The organism is Caldimonas tepidiphila (assembly GCF_003569765.1).
Classification (GTDB): Bacteria; Pseudomonadota; Gammaproteobacteria; order Burkholderiales; family Burkholderiaceae_C; genus Caldimonas; species Caldimonas tepidiphila.
In genome coordinates, this window is record NZ_QXMG01000015.1 from 16,996 (window position 1) to 40,427 (window position 23,432).

Consider the following 23,432-nt stretch of genomic DNA (forward strand, 5'->3'; position numbering starts at 1 on the left):
TTAGATGCGGGGGCGGGATTCAGCCGCGCTGCAGCCGGCGCTCGACGAAGTCGAGCCGGTCCTGGCCCCAGAACAGCTCGCCCTCGATCACGTAGCTCGGCGCGCCGAACACGCCGGCCTCGATCGCCTGCTGCGTGTCGGATTCGTAGCGCTCGCGCACCGTCTGGCTGTGCGAGTCCTCCAGGCGCTGCGGCGGCAGGCCGTTCTCCTCGAGCAGCTTCACCAGCACCTGCTCGTCGTCGATGTTGCGCTCCTCGGCCCAGACCGCGCGCATCACCGCGCCGGCGATCCTCATCGCCGCGTCGGTGCCGTCCTTGAGGTCCACCGCGACGATCAGGCAGGCGGCGTCGTCGCCGGCCACCGGAAAGAAGCGCGGCTGCACGTGGATCGGCAGGCCCAGGTGCTCGCCGAAGCGGCGCAGCTCGAGCAGCCGGTAGGCCTGGCGCTGCGGCGCGCGCTTGTTCACCGGCAGCCCGCCCGAGACCGGGAAGACCTTGCCGCCGAGGTCCACCGGCCGCACGCGGATCGCCGCGCCGTGGCGGCGCGCCAGGTCCCAGAAGCGCTGGTGGCCCAGGTAGGCGTAGGGCGACTGGGGCGCGAAGTAGTAGTCGATCTGCAGGCTCACGGTGCTCTCCTCGGGGCGAAACGGGCAGAGTGTAGGAGCCTGCGGCGCAGCTTGCAGCGCGGCGGTGGCGTGCCCGCGCGCGCAGTGGCGCGCACGGAGCCGGCCGCCCTCAGCGCAGCAGCGGCTTGAGGTAGCGGCCGGTGTGGCTGCCGGGGTGCGCCGCGATGTCCTCGGGCGTGCCCGCCACCACCAGCTCGCCGCCGCCCGAGCCGCCCTCGGGGCCCATGTCGATCAGCCAGTCCGCGGTCTTGATCACGTCGAGGTTGTGCTCGATCACGACGATGGTGTTGCCGTGCTCGCGCAGCTGGTGCAGGACCTTCAGCAGCAGCTGGATGTCGTGGAAGTGCAGCCCGGTGGTCGGCTCGTCGAGGATGTAGAGCGTGCGGCCGGTGTCGCGCTTGGACAGCTCGAGGGCCAGCTTCACCCGCTGCGCCTCGCCGCCGGAGAGCGTCGTCGCGCTCTGGCCGAGCTTCACGTAGCCCAGGCCCACGTCCATCAGCGTCTGCAGCTTGCGCGCGATCGCCGGCACCGCGCCGAAGAGCTCGAGCGCCGCCTCCACCGTCAGGTCCAGCACCTGCGTGATGTTGTGGCCCTTGTAGAGCACCTCCAGCGTCTCGCGGTTGTAGCGCCGGCCGTGGCAGACGTCGCAGGGCACGTACACATCCGGCAGGAAGTGCATCTCCACCTTCAGCACGCCGTCGCCCTGGCAGGCCTCGCAGCGCCCGCCCGCGACGTTGAAGCTGAAGCGCCCGGCGCCGTAGCCGCGCTCGCGCGCGGTCGGCACCTCGGCGAAGAGCTCGCGGATCGGGGTGAAGAGGCCGGTGTAGGTGGCCGGGTTGCTGCGCGGCGTGCGGCCGATCGGCGACTGGTCGACGTTGATGACCTTGTCGAAGGCCTCCAGGCCCTCGATCGCGTCGTGCGGCGCGGGCTCGGCCTGGCTCTGGTAGAGCTTCCTCGCCACCGCCGCGTAGAGCGTGTCGTTGACCAGCGTGCTCTTGCCCGAGCCGGACACGCCGGTCACGCAGGTGAACAGGCCCACCGGGATCTCGACCGTCACGCCCTTGAGGTTGTTGCCGTGCGCGTTGACGATGCGAAGCGCGTGCGGGTGGTCCTCGTCGGCCGGCTTTCGCCATGCGCGGCGCTGTCCCGGCACCTCGATGCGCAGCGCCTGCGCGAGGTAGCGGCCGGTCAGCGAGTTCGGGTCGGCGGCGACCTCGTCGGGCGTGCCCTGCGCGATAACCTCGCCGCCGTGCACGCCGGCGCCCGGCCCCATGTCCACCACGTGGTCGGCGGCACGGATCATGTCCTCGTCGTGCTCGACCACCAGCACGCTGTTGCCGAGGTCGCGCAGGTGGCGCAGCGTGCCGATCAGCCGGTCGTTGTCGCGCTGGTGCAGCCCGATGCTCGGCTCGTCGAGCACGTACATCACGCCGGTGAGCCCTGAGCCGATCTGGCTCGCGAGACGGATGCGCTGCGCCTCGCCGCCGCTGAGCGTGTCGGCGCTGCGGTCCAGGCTCAGGTAGGCGAGGCCCACGTCGTTCAGGAAGCTCAGCCGCGCGCGGATCTCGCGCACGATCTTGTCGGCGATCGCGGCCTTCGCGCCCTTGAGCTGCAGCCCCTCGAAGAAGCGCAGGCATTCGGCGAGCGTCGCGTGCGCCACCTCGTAGATCGGCTTGCCCGGGCTGTCGCCTTCCCCGTCGCTCCGGCGGCCCGAGACGTCCTGCAGCAGCACGTGGCGCGCCTCGCGGCGCAGCCGGCTGCCGTGGCACTCGGGGCAGGGCTTGGCGGCCTGGTAGCGCGAGAGCTCCTCGCGCACCGCGGCCGAGTCGGTCTCGCGGAAGCGCCGCCCGAAGTTCGGGATGATGCCCTCGAAGGGGTGGGAGCGCTTGACGCTGCGCGCCTTGCCCTTCGGGCCGTCGGCCTGGTAGTTGAACTCGATCTCCACCTCGCCCGAGCCGTGCAGCAGCACCTGCCGCACGTCCTCGGGCAGCTCCTCGAAGGGCGTGTCGAGGTCGAAGCCGTAATGCTTCGCGACGCTCTCGAGCAGCGAGAAGGTGTAGGGGTTGCGCCGGTCCCAGCCCTTGACCGCGCCGCTGGCGAGGCTCAGGGTGGGAAAGGCGACCACGCGCTCCGGGTCGAAGGCGGTGACCTCGCCCAAGCCGTCGCAGCTCGGGCAGGCACCGACCGGCGAGTTGAAGGAGAACAGGCGCGGCTCGAGCTCGCCGAGCGAGTAGCTGCACTTGGGGCAGGCGAACTTGCTCGAGAACATGTGCTCGCGCCCCGAGTCCATCTCGAGCGCGATCGCGCGGCCCTCGGCGATGCGCAGCGCCGCCTCGAAGCTCTCGGCGAGGCGCTGGCGCAGCCCCGCCGAGGGCAGGCCGGTGGCGCCAGGCTGCGGCGCGGCGGCGGGGGCGTCCACCGCGTCGGCACGCACCTTGAGCCGGTCCACCACCACGTCGATGTCGTGCTTCTCGGTCTTCTTCAGCTTCGGCACGTCGGCCGCCTCGTAGACGCGCGGCCCCTCGCCGCCCGAGCCGACGCGAAAGCGCACGTAGCCCTGCGCCTGCATGTCCTGGAACAGCTCGGCGTGCTCGCCCTTGCGGTCGCGCACCACCGGCGCGAGCACCATCAGCTTGGTCTCCTCGGGCAGCCCGAGCACCGCGTCGACCATCTGGCTGACGCTCTGCGCCTCGAGCGGCAGCATGTGCAGCGGGCAGAAGGGCGTGCCGGCGCGCGCGTAGAGCAGGCGCAGGTAGTCGTGGATCTCGGTGATCGTGCCCACCGTCGAGCGCGGGTTGTGGCTGGTGGCCTTCTGCTCGATCGAGATCGCCGGCGACAGGCCCTCGATCACGTCGACGTCGGGCTTGTCCATCAGCTCGAGGAACTGCCGCGCGTAGGCCGACAGGCTCTCGACGTAGCGGCGCTGGCCCTCGGCGTAGAGCGTGTCGAAGGCGAGGCTGGACTTGCCCGAGCCGGACAGCCCGGTGATGACGACGAGCCGGTCGCGCGGCAGGTCGAGGTCGATGTTCTTGAGGTTGTGCGTGCGCGCGCCGCGGATGCGGATCATCGGCGCGTCCGCTCGCGAAGCGGCGGGCGCTGCGGCGGTCGGGGCGGCTGCCGCTTCGGGCAGCGGCCCGACCCGCGGCTCGGAGTCGGGGCGACGGTCCATGGCAGGGTTTTTCCGGGGTAACCGGCCATGATAGCCGGCGCCCCTTTCTCCTGCCGTCGAGTCGGGTCGCCGCGCCGCAGATCAGAAGAAGCCGAGCTTGTGCGGGCTGTAGCTGACCAGCAGGTTCTTGGTCTGCTGGTAGTGGTCGAGCATGACCTTGTGCGTCTCGCGGCCGATCCCCGACTCCTTGTAGCCGCCGAAGGCGGCGTGCGCCGGGTAGGCGTGGTAGCAGTTGGTCCACACGCGCCCGGCCTGGATGCCGCGGCCGAAGCGGTAGGCACGGCTGCCGTCGCGCGTCCACACGCCGGCGCCGAGGCCGTAGGGCGTGTCGTTGGCGATCCGCATCGCCTCGGCCTCGTCCCTGAAGGTCGTCACGGCCAGCACCGGGCCGAAGATCTCCTCGCGGAAGATGCGCATGCCGTTGTGGCCCTGGAAGAGCGTCGGCTGGATGTAGTAGCCGCCGGCGAGCTCGCCCTCCAGCTTCGCCGCCGCGCCGCCTGCCAGCACCTGCGCGCCTTCCTCCTTGCCCAGCGCCAGGTAGGACAGGATCTTGTCCTGCTGCAGCGCCGAGGCCTGCGCGCCGATCATCGTGTCGGTGTCGAGCGGGTTGCCCTGCCTGATCGCCGCGACGCGCGGGAGCACGCGCTCGATGAAGCGCTCGTAGATGGATTCCTGGATCAGCGCGCGGCTCGGGCAGGTGCAGACCTCGCCCTGGTTGAAGGCGAACAGCACCATGCCCTCGATCGCCTTGTCGAGGAAGGCGTCGTCGGCGGCCATCACGTCGTCGAAGAAGATGTTGGGGCTCTTGCCGCCGAGCTCGAGCGTCGCCGGGATCAGGTTGCCGGCGGCGGCCTGCGCGATCACCTTGCCGGTGGCGGTCGAGCCGGTGAAGGCGATCTTGGCGATGCGGCGGCTCGACGCCAGCGGCATGCCGGCCTCGCGGCCGAAGCCGTTGACGACGTTGACGACGCCCGGCGGCAGCAGGTCGGCGATCAGCTCGACGAGCACCAGGATGCTGATCGGGGTCGATTCGGCCGGCTTGAGCACCACGCAGTTGCCGGCGGCCAGGGCGGGTGCCAGCTTCCACGCCGCCATCAGGATCGGGAAGTTCCACGGGATGATCTGGCCCACCACGCCCAGCGGCTCGTGGAAGTGGTAGGCGATCGTGTCGCCGTCGATCTCGGACAGCGAGCCCTCCTGCGAGCGCAGCACGCCCGCGAAGTAGCGGAAGTGGTCGACGGTGAGCGGGATGTCGGCGTTGAGCGTCTCGCGCATCGGCTTGCCGTTGTCCACCGTCTCGGCGTAGGCCAGCCGCTCCAGGTTCTGCTCGATGCGGTCGGCGATCTTCAGCAGCAGGTTGGCGCGCGCGGCCGGCGGCGTCGCGCCCCAGGCGGCCTTGGCGGCATGCGCGGCGTCGAGCGCGAGCTCGATGTCGGCGGCGCCGGAGCGCGCGGCCTGGGTGTAGACCTTGCCGCTGATCGGCGTGACGACGTCGAAGTACCGGCCCTCGAGCGGCGCGACGAAGCTGCCGCCGATGAAGTTGTCGTAGCGGGCCTTGTAGGCCACCGGGGCGCCGGCGGCGCCGGGTTGCGCGTAGATCGTCATGCTTGTCTCCTCGGTCCTTGGTTTGCGAAGCAGGGCAGCGCCGGGGATGCGGCGTTGCGCTGGCCGGGGAGATCGCAGGGTCCGTGCCGGCCTTGCGGGCTACCGTCCGCGGCCGCCGGAAATTCCTTTGGCGACGGGCACTTGCATGGCGAGGGCGGGCGCCCTGCCGCCACCTCTTGCGGCCCGGCCCGGCGCGGCTTGCGACGCCCCTGCTGTCGCGGTTTGCGACAGGTGACGCGCCTGCGGTGCGGTGCGACACTGCCGCGTCCGCACATAGAGCCTTCCGCTGCAGGACGGCCGCCTCCGGAGACAAGAGCCATGCCCCTGACGAGCGTGTTCGAGCTCGCCGACCCCGCCGCGCACGACGTGGCGCGTGCGCGCCAGCTGTTCTTCGAGCGCCGCGCCGACCCTAGCGGGCTGGTGCCCGACGTGATCGCGCGCTCCTGGCAGCGCTGCGTCGGCCGGGTCTACGAGCAGGCGGCGGCGCCCGAGCCGGTGGCGGCGCTCGCGCTGGCGCAGCGGCGCGAGCTGCGCAGCCGGCTGCGCCGCCACGCGCTGCCCGAGATCGAGGCGCTCGCCGAGGCGCTGGCGCCCGGGCGCACGGTGGTGGTGCTGTCGGACGCGCAGGGCATGATCCTCGACGCGCTCGGCTCGGGCGACTTCCTGCGCCGCGCCGAGCGCGTCGCGCTGCAGCCCGGCGTCGAGTGGTCCGAGGCCGAGCGCGGCACCAACGCGATCGGCACCGCGCTGGTCGAGGACCGGCCGGTCACGGTGCTCGGCGGCGAGCACTACGTCAGCGCCAACCGCGTGCTCGGCTGCACCGCGGTGCCGCTGCACGCGCCCGACGGCATGGGGCTCGGCGTGCTCGACGTGTCGGGCGAGCCGCGCGAGATCGGCGCGCCGCTGGCCGCGCTGCTGCGCATGGCCGCCGGCCTGATCGAGCACCGCATCGCGCTCGACCCCGCGCCGCGCACCGCGGTGCTGCGCTTCGCGCGCGACTCGGCGCTGCTCGGCACGCACCGCGAGGGCCTGCTGTGGGTGCGCGACGGCGAGCTCACGGGCGCCAACCGCGCCGCGCTCGCGCTGCTCGGCACCGCGCTGGACGCCTTGCGCGGCCGGCCGGTGGAGGCCTTCTTCAGCCACCTGCCGGCGCTGCGGCAGGGCGAGCTGCCGGTCGCGCTGCAGGATCGCGCGCGCTCGCAGCAGTTCACCGCCTGCTGGCAGGGCATCCAGGTGCCGGGCACGTCGGCAAGGCGCGTCGCCGTCGCGGGGGGCGCCCCGCCCGCGCGGGACGCGGGCCGGAGTGCGGAGCCGCCGCGCGGCGAGCCGCTGCCGGTCGACGCGCTCGCCGAGCGCGAGCTGCAGCGCGCGGTGCGCGTGCTCGACGCCGGCATGGCGGTGCTCGTGCACGGCGAGACCGGGGTCGGCAAGGAGGTCTTCACGCGGCGGCTGCATGGCTCGAGCACACGCCGCGGCGGGCCGCTTGTGGCGGTCAACTGCGCCGCGCTGCCCGAGGGCCTGATCGAGGCCGAGCTGTTCGGCTACGAGGAGGGCGCCTTCACCGGCGCGCGCCGCAAGGGGCAGCCGGGCCGCATCCGCGAGGCGCACGGCGGCGTGCTCTTCCTCGACGAGATCGGCGACATGCCGCTCGCGCTGCAGGCGCGGCTGCTGCGCGTGCTGCAGGAGCGCGAGGTGCAGCCGCTCGGCGGCGGCCGCGCGCAGGCGGTGGACTTCGCGCTGGTGTGCGCGACGCACCGCGACCTCGCGGCGCTGGTCGAGCAGGGGCGCTTCCGCGCCGACCTGCTGTTCCGGCTGCAGCACTACGTCGTGCGGCTGCCGGCGCTGCGCGAGCGCGCGGACCGCGAGGCGCTGGTCGCGCGCCTGGTGCGCGACACGCTGGAGCCGGCCGGGCTCGGTCTCACCGAGGAGGCGCTGCAGGCGCTGTGCCGCTACCGCTGGCCCGGCAACCTGCGCCAGCTCGCCGCGACGCTGCGCACCGTCGCGGCGCTGGCCGGCCCGCACAGCGTGATCGGGCTCGAGGACCTGCCGCCCGAGCTGCGGCAGGGGACAGTGCCTGCCGCGGTCCCGGTTGCCGCAGTGGACGCCTCGCTGGCGACCGTGGCGCAACCGCTGCGCACCCAGGCCGAGGCCGCGATCGACGCGGCGCTGGCCGCCTGCGGCGGCAACGTCAGCGCCGCCGCGCGCCGCCTCGGCGTGCACCGCAGCACGCTGCACCGGCACCTGCGCGGCCGCGCGGGCGGGCACTGAGCCGGGCGGCCACCGCGGCGACCCGGCCGCGCCCGGGGCTGCGCCGGCCCGGCCTGCGGAGGCGGGCCGCGCGGCCTAAACTGGCCCCCTTCGACCCGAAGGAGCCGCGCATGAACCCCACCGTCACCGCCCCGGCGGCGCTCGACACCGCCGCCCTGGCCGACTTCGTCGATGCCACCTGGGACCGCGAGATCGTCCCGGCGCTCACCGACTACATCGGCATTCCCGCCAAGAGCCCGATGTTCGACCCCGACTGGGTCCGCAACGGCCACATCGAGCGCGTCGTGCGCGACGCCGCTGCCTGGGTCGAGGGCAAGAAGGTGCCGGGCCTGAAGCTCGAGGTCGTGCGCATCGAGGGCCGCACGCCGGTGCTGTTCTTCGAGGTGCCGGCGACGAAGTCCGGCAGCACCGACACCGTGCTGTTCTACGGCCACCTCGACAAGCAGCCCGAGTTCAGCGGCTGGCGCTCCGACCTCGGCCCCTGGACGCCGAAGTACGAGGACGGCCGGCTCTACGGCCGCGGCGGCGCCGACGACGGCTACGCGGTCTACGCGTCGATCACCGCGATCCTGGCGCTGCAGAAGCAGGGCATCCCGCATCCGCGCTGCGTCGGGTTGATCGAGACCTGCGAGGAGAGCGGCTCGGGCGACCTGCCGGCCTATCTCGACGCCCTGAAGGACCGGCTCGGGCAGGTCGGCCTCGTCGTCTGCCTGGACTCGGGCGCCGGCAACTACGACCAGCTCTGGCTCACCACCTCGCTGCGCGGCAACGTCACCGGCACGCTGAAGGTCGAGATCCTCACCGAGGGCGTGCATTCCGGCGACGCGAGCGGGCTGGTGCCCTCGAGCTTCAGGATCCTGCGACAGGTGCTCGACCGGCTGGAGGACAGCCGCACCGGCCGGCTGCTGCCGCAAGCCTTCCACTGCGAGATCCCGGCGGACCGGCTGGAGCAGGCGCGGGCGACCGCGGCGATCCTCGGCGACGAAGTGTGGAAACGCTATCCCTGGGCCTGCGGCGCCGACGGAGCCTTCGCGCTGCCGACCACCACCGACCCGGTCGAGGCGCTGCTCAACCGCACCTGGCGCCCGACGCTGAGCGTCACCGGCGCCGACGGGCTGCCCTCGCTCGCCAACGCCGGCAACGTGCTGCGGCCCTACACCGCCTTCAAGCTCAGCCTGCGGCTGCCGCCGCTCGTGGACGGCAACGAGGCGGCGCAGCGGCTGAAGGCGCTGCTGGAGGACAACGCGCCCTACAACGCGCGCGTGACCTTCGCCGCCGACGGCCGGGTCGGCGCGCAGGGGGCGACCGGCTGGAATGCGCCGGCGATCGCGCCTTGGCTGGAGGACGCGGTCCACGCCGCTTCTAGGGACCACTTCGGCGCGCCCTGCGGCTACATCGGCCAGGGCGGCACGATCCCGCTGATGAACATGCTCAGCCAGGGCTTCCCGGCGGCGCAGATGCTGGTCTGCGGCGTGCTGGGCCCCAAGAGCAATGCGCACGGGCCCAACGAGTTCCTGCACGTGCCCTACGGCAAGAAGCTCACCGCCGCGGTGGCGCAGGTGATCGCCGCGCAGCCCTGAGCGGGCGGGCTGCCGGGGCGCGGCGTCGCACAGGGCTTCTGGCATGCGGGCATGCCCGCCGCCCGTAAACTGGGGGGCTCCCGGGCAGGGGCTCTCCGCCGCGCGCGGCCGACCGTCCTTCCTGCCACCGGGGAAAAGTCGTACGCATCCAGGAGGGGGCAGCGCATGAATTCACCGCGACGCCAGCGCAGCGAAGCGCCGCCGCAGTCGTACCTCGTGCCGACCTTGTCGGCGGTGCCTTCGACGCTCGCGATCCCGCTGGCCGCGCGCGCCTGGGGCGGACGGCGCTTCCCGGCGCTCGACGTGCACGACGGGCATGCCGCCGACGCGCTCGCGCTGCTCGGCGACGACGGCCGGCGCTGGCTGGACGACGAGGTCACCGTGTTCGGCGTGCTGGTGCGCACCGCGCTGTTCCGCGAGCAGGCCCGCGCCTTCTTCGCCCGGCATCCGCAGGGGCTCGGCGTCAGCCTCGGCTGCGGCCTCGCCGACTACTTCCAGTGGCTCGACAACGGGCGCAACCACTGGATCGACGCTGACCTGCCGGAGGTGGTGGCGCTGCGCAGCCGGCTGGCGCTGCCGGAGTGCCGGCGTCGCCGCTGCCGCCCGGTGGACCTGACCGACTGCGACTGGTGGGACCGGCTCGGGCTGGCCTCCGGACCCGGCGCGCCGCCAGTGCTGCTGATCTGCGAAGGCGTGCTGATGTACCTGCAGCCCGAGCAGGTGCAGGCGCTGCTGCGCTGCTTCGGCGAGCGCGCGCCCGAGGGCTCGCAGCTGGTGCTGGACGCGATGAGCTGGCTGGCGCCGGGGCATGCCGAGCTCAACCCCTCGGTGCGGCAGACCGGCGCGCAGTTCACCTGGGGGCTGAGCCGGCTCGCCGAGCTGACCGAGCCGCACCCGCGGCTGCGGCTCGGCTGGCAGTACAGCGTGATGGAGGACTACGGCTTCCCGTATGCGCAGCTCGGGCCGCTGTTCCGCTGGTTCTGGGGCGTGCCGCTCTATGCGCTGTACCGGATCGAGGCGCGGGAGGCGGGCCTGCCGCACTGAGGGCGGCCTGCCGGCGAGCGGCGGATCAGCCCGCGGCGGGCGCGTCTAGTTCCAGCCAGGCCAGCACCGCCAGTGGCGCGGTCTCGGCGCGCAGCACGCGCGCGCCGAGGCTCACCGGCGCGAAGCCGGCCGCGCGGGCGGCGTCCTCCTCGGCGGCGCTCAGGCCGCCCTCGGGGCCGCTGAGCAGTCGCAGCGGCGGCAGGCGCCCGGCGCGGCGGGCCGGCGCGACGCGCTCGGCCAGCGGCCGCGCCTCGCGCAGGCTCAGCACCAGGTCCAGCCCGGCCTCGGGCGGCGGCTGGCGCAGCCAGTCGGCGAGCGAGCGCACCGGCCCGATCGCGGGCACCCGGGTGCGGCCGCACTGCTCGGCGGCCGCCACCGCCACCGCGCGCCAGTGCGCCACCTTCTTGTCGGCGCGCTCGCCGGAGAGGCGCAGCACCGAGCGCTCGGTCATCAGGGGCTGGATCGCGGCGACGCCGAGCTCGGTGGCCTTCTCGACCAGCCAGTCCATGCGCTCGTTGGCCGGCATGCCGAGCGCGAGCGTCACCGCCTGCGCGCTCTCGCGGTCGAGCGGCGCATGAAGGCCCACCCGCACCTCGACGTCGCTGCGGCCCATGCGGGTGACGCTGGCGGCCCATTCGCCGCCCTCGCCGTTGAAGAGGGTCAGCGCCTCGCCCGGCTGCAGGCGCAGCACCTGCACGTGGCGCGCGGCCGCGGGCGGCAGCAGCACGGTGGCGCCTTCGGCGAGCGGCAGCTCGGCATGGATGCGCGGCATCGGCGGCGCCCGCTCAGAAGCTGTAGCCGTAGTCGCGCGCCTCGCCGGCGGCCTGCTCGAGCAGCTGCGCGAGCGCGCCGAGCCCGTTGTAGCGCATCGCGACGCGGTGCGCGTAGCGCCACACGCGCGGCAACTCCTTCAGGTAGCCGTCCTTGCCGTCGCGGTAGTTGAGGCGGCAGAAGATGCCCAGCACCTTGAGCTGGCGCTGCAGGCCCATCCACTCGAAGTCGCGCCAGAACTGGCCGAAGTCCGCGTCGACCGGCAGGCCCGCCTTGCGCGCGCGCTCCCAGTGGCGGATGGCCCAGTCGATCTGCTCCTCCTCCTCCCAGTCGACATAGGCGTCGCGCAGCAGCGAGACGAGGTCGTAGGTGACCGGGCCCCAGACCGCGTCCTGGAAGTCGAGGATGCCGGGGCCGGCGTCCGTGACCATCAGGTTGCGCGAGTGGTAGTCGCGGTGCACCAGCACGCGCGGCTGCGCGAGGTTGTTCGCGAGGATCAGCTCGAAGGTCTGCGCGAGCTGCTGGCGCTGCGTGTCGTCGAGCGTGATGCCCGCGTGCCTGCCGACGTACCAGTCGGGGAAGAGCTGCAGCTCGCGCATCAGCAGCTCCCGGTCGTAGGCCGGCACCGCGTCCTCGGCGGCGATGCCCTGCAGCTTCACGAGCGCCTCGCTCGCCTCGCGGTAGAGCGCGGGCGCGGTCTTCGCGTCGAGCCGCGACAGGTAGGTGGTGTCGCCGAGGTCGCTCAGCAGCATGAAGCCCTCGGCCTGGTTCCAGTCCAGCACCTCGGGCGCGTTCAGGCCGGCGCCGCGCAGCAGGCCGGCGACCTGCACGAAGGGCGTGCAGTTCTCGTGCGCGGGCGGCGCGTCCATCATGATGCGCGTGCCCTGCGCGGTGTCGATGCGGAAGTAGCGCCGGAAGCTGGCGTCGGCGCTGGCGGGGCGCACGCTTGCCGGGTCGACGCCATGCTCGCCCAGCGAGGCGAGCCAGCGTTCGAAGGCGAGGCGGCGGTCGTCGTCGGTCCACACGGGGGCGGCGGCGCGGGAGTCGGTGGTCATGGCGGGGCTGGAAAGCGGAGGGGGGGCCGGCGGCGAGCCTTGCCCGCAGGGTCGCGGGCACCGGCGCGGCCGGGGGCTCGTGAAATAATCGATTCTACAAACCGCCCCGTGCGCAAGGCCCCAGGCGGCCGCTGCGCCCCTGATCCGCCAACTGCCGCCCGTCACGCCTTGTTGCGCACTGCCCACCGTCCCGTCTCCCGCTGCCCGGCCGCGCGCCTGAGCCGGCTCACCCGTGCCGTCCTTGCGGCCGCCGCGGCGCTGGCCGCGCCCTGGCCCCTGCATGCCCAGGAGGCCGGCGGGGTCGGCAGGGTCGGCGCGGGGCAGCCGGACGGGGAGGCGCTGCCGATCACGGTGCGCGCGCGCCGCATCGAGGGCCGCCCCGACATCGAGACGGTGGCCGAGGGCGAGGTCGAGCTCACGCGCGGGCCGGTGTCGATCCGCGCAGACCAGATCCGCTACGACCATCCGCGCGACCTCGCGCGCGCCCGCGGCAACGTGCTCGTCACGCAGGACGGCAACCGCTACAGCGGGCCGGAGCTGGAGCTGCAGACCGAGAGCTACGAGGGCTTCTTCGCCAGCCCGAGCTACTACTTCGGGCTGCTCGGCGCGGGGGGGCAGGCCGAACGGGTGGACTTCCTCGGCCAGCGGCGCCTCGCCGCGACCGGGGCCACCTGGTCGAGCTGCACCCCAGACGACGAGGGCAGCTACGCCTGGCTGCTGCGCGCCGATCGCGTGCGCTTCGACTTCGAGAACAACGAGGGCGTGGCCGAGGGCGCGGTGCTGCGCTTCTACGACGTGCCGATCCTGGCGGTGCCCTGGCTGAGCTTCCCGCTCGGCGAGGGGCGCAAGTCCGGGTGGCTGCCGCCGACGCTCAACCTCGACAGCAAGAGCGGCTTCGAGGTCGCGGTGCCCTACTACTGGAACATCGCGCCCAACCTCGACGCCACCTTCACGCCGGCGCTGATCACCAAGCGCGGTGCGGCGCTCGGCAGCGAGTTCCGCTACCTGACGCCCGATCACGCGGGCGAGGCCGGCCTGTTCGCGGTGCCGCGCGACAACCTGACCGGCAGCGAGCGCCACGCGCTGTCGCTGGACCACCGGGGCGCGCTGCCTGCCGATGTGCAGTACCGGTTCTGGTCGCGGCGCGTCTCCGACGATGCCTACTGGAAGGACTTCTCCCGCGGCATCAACGACTTCCCGCGCGGCTCCCAGGTGCTGACGCCGCGCCTGCTGCCGACCGACGGCCGCCTCGACTGGCAGCGCGGCGGCTGGTCGCTGTATGCGCGGGGGCAGGACTGGCAGGTGCTGCAGGACCCGGAGGCGCTGATCGACGCGCCCTACGCGCGCGCGCCCCAGATCGGCGCGCGGCTGGGCACGGCCGAATGGGCGCGCTGGCGCTTCGACTTCGAGAGCGAGTTCAACCGCTTCGAGCATCCGGACGCCGGCCTCGTGCCGGGCAAGGTCGAGGGCTCCCGCGTGCATGCGATCGGCGCCGTCAGCCGCCGCTTCGGCGACGCCGGCTGGTACGTCACGCCGCGCCTGAGCTTCAACGCCGCCAGCTACTCCCTCGACAGCCCGATGGCCGACGGGCGGCGCGAGGCCGCGCGGATGATCCCGGGCGTGAGCGTCGACAGCGGCGCGGTGTTCGAGCGCGACGCCGAGTGGTTCGGGCGGCGCTACCTGCAGACGCTGGAGCCGCGGCTGCTGTACGTGAACCGGCCCTACCGCGCGCAGCAGTTGCTGCTGCCCAACTTCGATTCCGCGCCGCTGGACGAGAACTTCTACACGATCTTCTCCGAGAACGCCTTCTCCGGCGTCGACCGGGTCTCGGACGCGCACCAGCTCACCGCCGGCGCGACGACGCGCTACGTCGCCGAGGGCAGCGGGGCCGAGGCGCTGCGGCTCGGCATCGTGCAGCGCATGCTGCTGCGCGACCAGCGCATCACCGGCACCGGCGTGCCCTACACCGACCGCTTCGGCGACCTGCTCGTGCTCGGCTCTACCGGCCTGGTGCCGGACTGGAACTTCGGCGGCACGCTGCAGTACCACCTCGAGACGCAGTCCGTGACGCGCTCGATCTTCAGCGTGCGCTACTCGCCGGGGCCGTTCCGCACCGTCGGCGCCAACTACCGCTTCGCCAAGGACGCCAGCGAGCAGCTCGACATCGGCTGGCAGTGGCCGGTGTACGGACAGGCGCGCGGCAGCACGGCCGGCGGCGGGGGCACGGAGTGCGCCGGCGCCTGGTACAGCGTCGGCCGCGTCAACTTCAGCGCGCGCGAGCGCCGGCTCGTCGACTCGATCCTCGGCTTCGAGTACGACTCGGGCTGCTGGATCGGCCGGCTCGTCGCCGTGCGCACCTCCACCGGCCAGCGCGAGGCGACCACGCGGCTGATGTTCCAGCTCGAGTTCGTGGGGCTGTCGCGGCTCGGCTCCAATCCGCTCGGGGTGTTGCGGGCTAACATCCCCGGCTACCAGCTGCTGCGCGAAGAGACGCGGCGGCCCACCGGAACCCCTGTGTCCTATGAATAGTCTTTTCGATTCCCGCCGCGCGTCGCGTCGCGTCGCCGCCGCGGCGGCGCTGCTGGCGGCCTTCGCGCTGCCGGCCGCGCCCGTGGCGGCGCAGGGCGCCGCCGGCTCCCGGGCCGCCGCCGCCAGCGCCCCCCGCACCGCGGACTTCATCGTCGCGGTGGTCGGCCAGGAGCTGGTGACCAATGCCGAGGTGCAGCAGCGCATCGCCAGGGCGCGGCAGGAGGCGGCGCGCAGCGGGCAGCGCCTGCCGCCGCCGGAGGAGCTGCGCCGCGAGGTGCTCGAGGCGCTGATCGACGAGCGGGCGCAGCTCGCCCATGCCCGCGAGAGCGGGGTGCGGGTCGACGAGGCCGAGATCGACCGCGCGGTGGCGGCGGTGGCGGCGCAGAACCAGCTCACGCCGGCCGAGCTGCGCGAGCGGCTGCGCAAGGAGGGGCTGGACTACGCGCGCTTCCGCGCCAACCTGCGCGACGAGCTGCTGCTGCAGCGCGTGCGCGAGCGCGAGGTGCAGGCGCGCATCCGGGTCAGCGAGCAGGAGATCGACAGGTTCCTCGCCGAGCAGCGCGGCGGCGCCGCCCCGGCGGCCTCCTACAACATCGCGCAGGTGCTGGTCGCGGTGCCCGAGGGGGCAAGCGAGGCCGAGGTGGCCCAGCGCCGCGAACGGGCCGAGCAGGCGCTGGCGCAGGCGCGCGCCGGCCAGCCCTTCGAGCAGCTCGTGCAGCGCTTCTCCGACGGCGCGAAGGAGCAGGGCGGCGAGCTCGGCCTGCGTCCCGCCGATCGCCTGCCGGAGCTCTTCGTGCAGGCGGTCAAGGGGCTGCAGCCGGGCCAGCTCGCGCCCCAGCTGCTGCGCTCCGGGGCGGGCTTCCACGTGCTGAAGCTGGTCGAGCGTCGCGAGGGGGCGCTGACCGTGACGCAGAACCGCGCGCGCCACATCCTGCTGCGCCTGTCGCCGCAGCGCAACCAGAGCGCCGCGCTGCGCCAGCTCGCCGACATGCGCCGCCGCCTCCTGGCCGGCACGGCAAGCTTCGAGTCGCTGGCGCGCCAGCACTCGGAGGACGGCAGCGCCGCGCAGGGCGGCGACCTCGGCTGGGCGGGCCCAGGCCAGTTCGTGCCGGAGTTCGAGCGCGTGCTCGAGACGCTGCAGCCCGGCGGGCTCTCGGAGCCCTTCGTATCGCGCTTCGGCGCGCACCTGGTGCAGCTCGAGGCCCGGCGCGAGCTGCAGATCGAGCCGCGCCAGCAGCGCGAGATGGCGCGCAACGCGCTGCGCGCGCAGAAGTCGGAGGCCGCCTACGAGGACTGGGCGCGCGAGGTGCGCGAGCGCGCCTACATCGAGCTGCGGGAGGACCCGCAATGAAGCACCGGACCTCTCACGGAAGGGCGGCGACCGCGTGAAGCACCAGCCCCGCAAGCGCTTCGGCCAGCATTTCCTCGCCGACAGCAGCTACACCGACTCGATCGTGCACGCGATCGACCCGCAACCCGGCCAGGCGCTGGTCGAGATCGGCCCGGGCCTCGGCGCGCTGACCGACCCGCTGGTCGAGCGCTGCGAGCGCCTGACCGTGATCGAGCTCGACCGCGACCTCGCGGCGCGGCTGCGCCGCCGCCCCGAGCTGCGCGTGGTCGAGTCCGACGTGCTGAAGGTCGACTTCACGGCGCTCGCCGCCGAGGCGGGCGCCAAGCTGCGCGTGGTCGGCAACCTGCCCTACAACATCTCCTCGCCGATCGCCTTCCACCTGCTCGACCACGTGGACGCGATCGAGGACCAGCACTTCATGCTGCAGAAGGAGGTGGTGGACCGCATGGCGGCCGGCCCCGGCCACGCCGACTACGGGCGCCTGAGCGTGATGCTGCAGTGGCGCTACGAGATCGAGTCGCTGTTCGAGGTGCCGCCCGAGGCCTTCGATCCGCCGCCGCGCGTCGACTCGGCCGTGGTGCGCATGGTGCCGCTGGCGCAGCCGCCCGAGCTGCCGCTGCCGCTGCTGTCCGAGCTCGTCACGGTGGCGTTCTCGCAGCGCAGGAAGCTGCTGCGCCACACGCTCGGCCGTTGGCTCGAGGCGCGCGGCATGGGCGGCGACTTCGACGTGCAGCGCCGCGCCGAGGAGGTGCCGGTGGCCGAGTACGTCGCGCTCGCGCAGCGGGTGGCGGCCTCGCCGGACGCCTGAAAAGCGAAGAGCCCGCCGGAGGGGCGGGCTCTTGCCTGGCGGCTGCGGTACCGGCCGCGCTCAGGCGGCGCTCAGCCAGCAGGCGGTGTCGAAGGCGCTGCTCATCAGCGGCATGTGCACGCCGAAGCTCGGCGCCGCGTTCTTCGACTTCGAGGCCGGCTTGGCGGCGGCTTCGATCTGGGCCATTTCCCTGGCCCGCTCCCATGACCCGTTTTCCTGGGAGCGGGCTACAGAAAAGAATAGAAGCACCTGAACGAGACCTTCCGCTCCGCCCAGAAATCGGCGGCATCGCGGAAGACGTCGAGCAGCTGCTCGCGCGCCTCGCGGTCGAAGCGGGGGCTGTCCGGGAGTTGCTCCAGCACGACGACGAAGCCGGGCTGGGGGCCGGCCTTGTGCACCAGGTCGGTCAGGCAGTCGTAGAGCGCGTCGAAGTTCTTTCCGAAGTGCGCCGGGAACAGGAAGGACTCGGCAATGCACTCGAGCACTTCCTGCTTGGTCTGCGTATGCGCCAGGTTGGCATACAGGAAGTGCTGCCCGGCCACCTGTGCGGCGTCCATCAGGTCTTCCACGCGATAGGCGCGGATCGACTGCACGATGTTCGGACGGACGGTCTGCAACTGCATGGTCACGATCCCCTCAATGAACGAATTCAGTCGACGATCCGGCGAAAACTCGCGTAGTGATCGTCGGTGTAGTAACAGGCTTCGGGAGTCGTCGCTTGCGGGCCGCCGCACACGATGCGCCGTGCGCCGCGGTCCCGCCCGCCCGGTGTCTTCACCGTGTATTCACGGTAGTAACCGCGCTTCTTTGCCGGCAGCAGCCTCTCGCGGTTTCCGAACACCGTGCCGTCCTTGTCATACGGAAACGGACCGCCGGATAGAATCAGACGGTGAGTGTCCTTGGCTTGGCGGGGCAGTTCCGCCAGGTTGACGACCTGGGAATCGGCAGGCGCTTGCTCGGAGTGGCTGCGGGCCAGTCCCGTGGCGGGAGCGAGGGCAAGCGCCGCAACCGCGATGGCAGCGACCCCCATTTTGCGGAGCGACTGCCACCGAAGTGGCCCGACAGCGGTTGCCACGGGTTTCCCCTGAATCCTGAAGCCCGGCATGGTAACGAATCGGGGCCGGATTCACAAGGGTTTGCCTCAATTTTCAGCAGCAATGGAAGGCTATTCGGCGCGCCGCGAGTGGGCGCCGACTTGGCTGAAACGGCGGGAAAACATTCTCGCGTGAGATTCCTCACGCCGCCCGCGTGCCTGCCGCCACGCGCCGCACCGATCCGCGGACGCTTGGCGGCGGCGCACGCGGGCGCCGCCCCCGTGGGGGCGGTGCGCCCGCAGCGCGGCTTCAGCGCAGCGCGCTGGCGTCGGCGACCGTCAGCGCGGTCATGTTGACGATGCGGCGCACCGTCGCCGACGGCGTCAGGATGTTCACCGGCTTGGCCGCGCCGAGCAGGATCGGGCCGAGCGCGATGCCGCCGCCGGCCGCGGTCTTCAGCAGGTTGTAGGCGATGTTGGCCGCGTCGATGTTCGGCAGCACCAGCAGGTTGGCCTCGCCCGTGAGGGTGCTGTGCGGCATCAGCTGGCCGCGGTAGGCCGCGTCGAGCGCCGCGTCGCCGTGCATCTCGCCGTCGACCTCGAGCCACGGCGCCTGCTGGCGCAGCAACTCGAGCGCCTCGCGCATCTTCACCGCCGAGGGCTGGCTGCTGGTGCCGAAGTTCGAGTGGCTCAGCAGCGCGGCCTTGGGCTGCAGCCCGAGGCGCATCATCTCCTCGGCCGCAAGCACGGTGATCTCGGCGATCTGCGCCGCGCTCGGGTCGTAGTTGACGTGGGTGTCGACGAGGTAGACCTGACGGTTGGGCAGGAACAGCCCGTTCATCGCCGCGTAGGTGTTGACGCCCTCGCGCCGGCCGATGACCTGGTCGACATGCGCGAGGTGCATCGAGGTCGTGCCCCAGGTGCCGCACAGCATGCCCTCGACCTCGCCCTTGTGCAGCATCATCGCGCCGATCAGCGTCAGGCGGCGGCGCATCTCGATCTTCGCGAGCTGCTGCGTGACGCCCTTCCTCTCCATCATGCGGTGGTAGGTCTGCCAGTAGTCGCGGTAGCGCGGGTCGTAGTCGGTGTTGACCACGTCGTAGTCGCGGCCCTCCTGCAGCCGCAGCCCGAAGCGCTCGATGCGCTGCGCGATGATGCCGGGACGGCCGATCAGCACCGGGCGCGCGAGGTTCTCGTCGGCGACGATCTGCACCGCGCGCAGCACGCGCTCCTCCTCGCCCTCGGCGTAGGCGATGCGCTTGTTCGCGGCGCGCTTGGCGACCTGGAAGATCGGCTTCATCGTCGTGCCCGAGGCGTAGACGAAGCTCTGCAGCTTCTCGCGGTAGGCGTCCATGTCCTCGATCGGACGCAGCGCCACGCCTGACTCGACCGCGGCCTTCGCCACCGCCGGCGCGATCTTGATCATCAGCCGCGGATCGAACGGTTTCGGGATCAGGTACTCGGGCCCGAAGGACAGGGTCGCGCCCGCGTAGGCCGCGGCGACGACCTCGCTCAGCTCCGCCTGCGCGAGCTCGGCGATCGCGTGCACGGCCGCGACCTCCATCTCGTCGGTGATCGTCGTCGCGCCGCAGTCGAGCGCGCCGCGGAAGATGTAGGGGAAGCACAGGACGTTGTTGACCTGGTTCGGGTAGTCGGTGCGGCCGGTGGCCATGATCGCGTCGTCGCGCACCGCCTTGACTTCCTCGGGCAGGATCTCGGGCGTCGGGTTGGCGAGCGCGAAGATCATCGGCCGCTCGGCCATCTTCGCCACCATCGCCGGCTTGAGCACGCCGCCGGCGGACAGGCCCAGGAACACGTCGGCGCCCTCGATCACCTCGGCGAGCGAGCGCTGATTGGTCGGCTGCGCGAACTGCGCCTTGTCCGGGTCCATCAGCTCGGTGCGGCCTTCGTAGACGACGCCGGCGAGGTCGGTCACCCAGATGTTCTCGCGCGGCAGCCCGAGCTTGACGAGCAGGTTCAGGCAGGCGAGTGCGGCCGCACCCGCGCCCGAGGTCACGAGCTTGACCTTCGTGATGTCCTTGCCGACCACCTTCAGCCCGTTGAGCAGCGCGGCGCCGACGACGATCGCGGTGCCGTGCTGGTCGTCGTGGAAGACGGGGATCTTCATGCGCTCGCGCAAGCAGCGCTCGACGTAGAAGCAGTCCGGCGCCTTGATGTCCTCGAGGTTCACGCCGCCGAAGGTGGGCTCCAGCGCCGCGATGATGTCCACCAGCTTGTCGAGGTTCTTCTCGTTGACCTCGATGTCGAACACGTCGATGCCGGCGAACTTCTTGAAGAGCACGCCCTTGCCTTCCATCACCGGCTTGGCCGCGAGCGGCCCGATGTCGCCCAGGCCCAGCACCGCGGTGCCGTTGGTGATGACGGCCACCAGGTTGCCGCGCGAGGTGTAGCGGAAGGCGTTGGCCGGATCGGCGACGATCTCCTCGCAGGCGAAGGCGACGCCCGGCGAATAGGCCAGCGCCAGGTCGCGCTGGTTGACCAGCGACTTGGTCGCGGCGATCGCGACCTTGCCGGGAGTGGGGAACTCGTGGTATTCGAGCGCGGCACGGCGCAGCTGGGCACGCTTTTCTTCGGCGGAGGACATTGCTTTCCTTCTCGGGGGGATGCTGGCCGCCGGCACGGGCTCGACAGGAGCCCGCCGGCCGGAGGCTCCGGGGGGGACAGGCATTGTAGGAAGTGCAGGCCCCGTCGGCGCCGCCTTCGGCGAATGCGTTTCGCATGGCCTCATGCATTCTCTGCATGAAGGGGCGGGATGCGCAATGCTGCGTAGTCCGCAGGGGCAGCGGGGCGGCGATCATCGGGCGTATCCGCCTGCAACGCACAATCCCATGATGTCCGATTCCGTGAACCCGTCGCCGCCAGGGCGGGCCCACAACCTGCGCCGCGTCCTGCTGTGGACGGCGCTGGTGGGTCTGCTGATGGTGGCGCAGACCGCGCTGGTGCGGCTGACGCTCGACTACGAGTCGGGCCAGGCGCAGGCGCATGTCGACGAGGCCGCGAGCGAGGCCGCCGGCGACATCAAGCGCAGCCTCAACCGCGACCTGCAGAGCCTGCAGGCGCTGATGTGGAGCGAGCCGCTGCCGCCCCATTGGCGAACGGAGGCGACCGAGCTGCTGCGCGGGCGGCGCGAACTGGTGCGGGTGGAGTGGCGCGACGCGCAAGGCCAGGTGCACCTCGCGGTCGACTCGCCCTACCGCCCCCCGGTCTTCAGCATGATGCCGCGCAAGGACATCGACGCCGACTCGGCGCTGGCCTGCGGCGCGGCGCTGCGGCTGTCGGGCCCGGTCTACTCGCGCAGCTACTTCGTGCCGCAGAGCACCGGCATGGGGTTGGAGGCGATGGACGTCTGCGCGCCGGTGACCGAGGGCGGCAGGCACGCGGGCTTCGTCGTCGCCACCTACTCGCTGCAGGCCCTGCTCAGCGAGACGGTCCCGCACGCGATCATGCAGCGCCACGAGCTGTCCTTCATCGACGGCGACGGCACGCGGCTGGCGCGTGCCGGCAGCATGGTGCGCGGCCAGGGCGTGTTCGTGGCGCAGCGCCTGATCGACCTGCCCGGCGGCATGCTGCAGTTGCGCGTCAACAGCACGGCGGGCGCGCCGGACCTGATCCCCAACCTCGCCACCGCGCTGGTGATGGGCCTGTCGCTGGCGCTCGCGGCGGTGGTCGTGCTGCTGGTGCGCGATGTCGGCAAGCGCGGCGCGGTCGAGCGGGCGCTCGGCGAGGCGCTCGCCTTCCGCAAGGCGATGGAGGACTCGCTCGTCACGGGCTTGCGCGCGCGCGACCTCCGCGGCCGCATCACCTACGTCAACCCGGCCTTCTGCGAGATGGTGGGCTTCACGCCGCAGGAGCTGCTGGAGCACAGCCCGCCGCCGTACTGGCCGCCCGAGATGGCCGAGGAGTACGCGCGCCGCCAGGCCGCGCGGCTGTCGGGCGACGCGCCGCCGCGCGACGGCTTCGAGACCACCTTCATGCGCAAGAACGGCGAGCGCTTCCCCGTCGTGGTCTACGAGGCGCCGCTCGTGGGCAGCAGGGGCGTGCAGACCGGCTGGATGAGCGCGGTGCTCGACGTCAGCGCGCAGCGCCGCGCCGAGGAGCTGTCGCGCCATCAGCAGGAGAAGCTGCAGGCCACCGCGCGGCTGGCGACGATCGGCGAGATGGCCTCGCTGCTCAGCCACGAGCTCAACCAGCCGCTCGCCGCGATCTCGAGCTACGCCACCGGCTCGATCAACCTGCTGCGCGAGGGGCCGCCCGATCCCAGCACGCTCGACGCGATCCGCGGCGCGATCGAGCGCGTCGCCGAGCAGGCCGAGCGCGCCGGGCGCATCATCAAGAGCGTGCACAATTTCGTGCGCCGGCGCGAGCAGGCACGCGAGACGGTCCGTGCCGACCTGCTGCTCGACGCGGTGCTGCCGCTGGTGCGGCTGCAGGCACGCAAGACCGGCACCCGCATCGAGCTCGACCTGCCGGTGGCGCCCGAGCCGATGCCGCGCGTGGTGTGCGACCGCACGATGGTCGAGCAGGTGCTGCTGAACCTCACGCGCAACGCGATCCAGGCGATGGAGGAGATGCCGGCCGCGCAGCGCGTGCTGACGCTGCGGGTGCGGCGATCGAACGAGCGCTGGGTGCGCTTCTCGGTGATCGACCGCGGCGCGGGCGTGCCCGAGGAGGTCGCGCAGCAGCTCTTCACGCCCTTCTTCACCACCAAGACCGAGGGCATGGGGCTGGGCCTGAGCCTGTGCCGCACCGTGATCGAGCAGCACGGCGGCGCGCTGAGCTTCGAGAACCGGGAGCCGCTGGCCGGCGGCGGCACCGAGTTCTGCTTCACGCTGCCGGCGGAGGCCCCGGCGGCGGCGCGCGGCGCGCCGCGTCGGGCGCCGGCAGCCGACATTCCGACCCCCTCCCAGGAGATCCGATGAGTCCGAGCGGTCCATCCATTCCCACCGTCTACCTCGTCGACGACGAGGACGTGCTGCGCGACGCGCTGGCCTGGCTGTTGCGCTCGCGGCGGCTGCTGTCCGAGGGCTACGCCTCGGCCGAGGCCTTCGAGGCGATGCTCGACAAGCGGCCCGCGGGCTGGACGCAGCGCGACCCCTGCTGCCTGCTGCTCGACGTGCGCATGCCCGGCATGAGCGGCCTGGCCTTGTTCGACCGGCTGATCGAGCGCGGGCTGATCGAGCAGATGCCGGTGATCTTCCTGACCGGGCACGCCGACGTGCCGACCGCGGTCAGCGCCGTCAAGCGCGGCGCCTTCGACTTCGTCGAGAAGCCCTTCTCGGACAACGCGCTGGTCGACCGCGTCGAGCAGGCGCTGGCGCACAGCGCGGGCGTGCTGGCGGCACGCCGCGGCGTCGAGCTGGTGCAGCGGCGCCTCGCGGAGCTGACCGAGCGCGAGCGCGACGTGATGCGCCTCGTGATCGAGGGCCGGCCCAACAAGCTGATCGCCGACGAGCTCGACATCAGCGTGCGCACGGTCGAGGTGCACCGCTCGCGCGTGTTCGAGAAGATGGACGTGAAGTCCGCGGTCGAACTCGCCAACCTGCTGCGCGACCTGCGGCTGTGAGGACGGGCCG

At 72.4% G+C, this 23,432-nt stretch carries 17 protein-coding genes; 8 read left to right on the forward strand and 9 right to left on the reverse strand.

The annotated features are described in order from the left end of the window. Window positions 1–19: 19 nt before the first annotated feature. The 3 genes from D3A59_RS11965 to exaC all read right to left on the reverse strand — a co-directional run bounded on the left by D3A59_RS11965 (window position 20) and on the right by exaC (window position 5,399). Window positions 20–625, reverse strand: a complete 606-nt coding sequence (locus D3A59_RS11965; RefSeq protein WP_119155165.1) for a 2-hydroxychromene-2-carboxylate isomerase — start codon at window positions 623–625, stop codon at window positions 20–22. Between the two features lie 109 nt (window positions 626–734). Beyond that, window positions 735–3,692: an excinuclease ABC subunit UvrA gene (gene uvrA, locus D3A59_RS11970; RefSeq protein WP_119155230.1), complete on the reverse strand. Its 2,958-nt coding sequence runs from the start codon at window positions 3,690–3,692 to the stop codon at window positions 735–737. A gap of 183 nt (window positions 3,693–3,875) precedes the next feature. Beyond that, complete coding sequence (exaC, locus tag D3A59_RS11975; protein WP_119155166.1) at window positions 3,876–5,399, reverse strand: acetaldehyde dehydrogenase ExaC; 1,524 nt, start codon at window positions 5,397–5,399, stop codon at window positions 3,876–3,878. 318 nt (window positions 5,400–5,717) lie between these two features. Here exaC and D3A59_RS11980 point away from each other — a divergent pair, with 318 nt between their 5' ends. The 3 genes from D3A59_RS11980 to D3A59_RS11990 all read left to right on the forward strand — a co-directional run bounded on the left by D3A59_RS11980 (window position 5,718) and on the right by D3A59_RS11990 (window position 10,291). Then, the gene (locus D3A59_RS11980; RefSeq protein WP_119155167.1) at window positions 5,718–7,667 is read left to right on the forward strand and encodes a sigma-54-dependent Fis family transcriptional regulator; all 1,950 of its coding nucleotides are present in this window, start codon (window positions 5,718–5,720) and stop codon (window positions 7,665–7,667) included. A 110-nt stretch (window positions 7,668–7,777) separates the two neighbouring features. Beyond that, entirely contained in the window at window positions 7,778–9,247 is a 1,470-nt protein-coding gene (locus D3A59_RS11985) for a M20 family metallopeptidase (protein ID WP_119155168.1), read from the forward strand. 165 nt (window positions 9,248–9,412) lie between these two features. Next, window positions 9,413–10,291 carry a class I SAM-dependent methyltransferase gene (locus D3A59_RS11990; protein ID WP_119155169.1) on the forward strand — a complete coding sequence of 293 codons (879 nt, stop codon included), beginning with the start codon at window positions 9,413–9,415 and terminating at the stop codon, window positions 10,289–10,291. A 25-nt stretch (window positions 10,292–10,316) separates the two neighbouring features. Here the strand turns inward: D3A59_RS11990 and D3A59_RS11995 are convergent, their stop codons facing one another. Both D3A59_RS11995 and D3A59_RS12000 read right to left on the reverse strand, forming a co-directional pair. Beyond that, window positions 10,317–11,063: a 16S rRNA (uracil(1498)-N(3))-methyltransferase gene (locus D3A59_RS11995; RefSeq protein ID WP_119155170.1), complete on the reverse strand. Its 747-nt coding sequence runs from the start codon at window positions 11,061–11,063 to the stop codon at window positions 10,317–10,319. A gap of 13 nt (window positions 11,064–11,076) precedes the next feature. Further along, window positions 11,077–12,117, reverse strand: coding sequence for an aminoglycoside phosphotransferase family protein (locus D3A59_RS12000; protein WP_119155231.1), 1,041 nt, complete (start codon window positions 12,115–12,117; stop codon window positions 11,077–11,079). Between the two features lie 171 nt (window positions 12,118–12,288). Here D3A59_RS12000 and D3A59_RS12005 point away from each other — a divergent pair, with 171 nt between their 5' ends. From D3A59_RS12005 to rsmA, 3 genes are read left to right on the forward strand one after another with little or no spacing between them, the layout of a single operon-like run. Then, window positions 12,289–14,646, forward strand: a complete 2,358-nt coding sequence (locus D3A59_RS12005; protein WP_240636038.1) for an LPS-assembly protein LptD — start codon at window positions 12,289–12,291, stop codon at window positions 14,644–14,646. Continuing rightward, on the forward strand, window positions 14,639–15,997 hold the full coding sequence (locus D3A59_RS12010; protein ID WP_119155172.1) for a peptidylprolyl isomerase: 1,359 nt from the start codon (window positions 14,639–14,641) through the stop codon (window positions 15,995–15,997). The genes D3A59_RS12005 and D3A59_RS12010 overlap by 8 nt, the downstream gene beginning before the upstream one ends. A gap of 34 nt (window positions 15,998–16,031) precedes the next feature. Next, window positions 16,032–16,805 (forward strand): 16S rRNA (adenine(1518)-N(6)/adenine(1519)-N(6))-dimethyltransferase RsmA, encoded by a 774-nt coding sequence (gene rsmA / locus D3A59_RS12015; protein ID WP_119155173.1) that lies wholly within the window; start codon window positions 16,032–16,034, stop codon window positions 16,803–16,805. A 60-nt stretch (window positions 16,806–16,865) separates the two neighbouring features. Here rsmA and D3A59_RS26695 read toward each other — a convergent pair whose 3' ends face one another. From D3A59_RS26695 to D3A59_RS12030, 4 genes are all read right to left on the reverse strand, one after another. Further along, window positions 16,866–16,991: a hypothetical protein gene (locus D3A59_RS26695; RefSeq protein WP_272868070.1), complete on the reverse strand. Its 126-nt coding sequence runs from the start codon at window positions 16,989–16,991 to the stop codon at window positions 16,866–16,868. A 41-nt stretch (window positions 16,992–17,032) separates the two neighbouring features. After that, window positions 17,033–17,428, reverse strand: coding sequence for a barstar family protein (locus tag D3A59_RS12020; protein ID WP_119155174.1), 396 nt, complete (start codon window positions 17,426–17,428; stop codon window positions 17,033–17,035). Window positions 17,429–17,454: 26 nt separating this feature from the next. Then, entirely contained in the window at window positions 17,455–17,835 is a 381-nt protein-coding gene (locus tag D3A59_RS12025; protein WP_119155232.1) for a guanyl-specific ribonuclease, read from the reverse strand. A 313-nt stretch (window positions 17,836–18,148) separates the two neighbouring features. Continuing rightward, window positions 18,149–20,443: an NADP-dependent malic enzyme gene (locus D3A59_RS12030; RefSeq protein ID WP_119155175.1), complete on the reverse strand. Its 2,295-nt coding sequence runs from the start codon at window positions 20,441–20,443 to the stop codon at window positions 18,149–18,151. 244 nt (window positions 20,444–20,687) lie between these two features. On the opposite strand from D3A59_RS12030, the gene D3A59_RS12035 reads away from it, so the two are divergent. Together D3A59_RS12035 and D3A59_RS12040 are read left to right on the forward strand one after the other, a co-directional pair. Further along, on the forward strand, window positions 20,688–22,778 hold the full coding sequence (locus D3A59_RS12035) for an ATP-binding protein (protein WP_119155176.1): 2,091 nt from the start codon (window positions 20,688–20,690) through the stop codon (window positions 22,776–22,778). Further along, the gene (locus D3A59_RS12040) at window positions 22,775–23,422 is read left to right on the forward strand and encodes a response regulator transcription factor (RefSeq protein ID WP_119155177.1); all 648 of its coding nucleotides are present in this window, start codon (window positions 22,775–22,777) and stop codon (window positions 23,420–23,422) included. The genes D3A59_RS12035 and D3A59_RS12040 overlap by 4 nt, the downstream gene beginning before the upstream one ends. Window positions 23,423–23,432 lie beyond the last annotated feature (10 nt).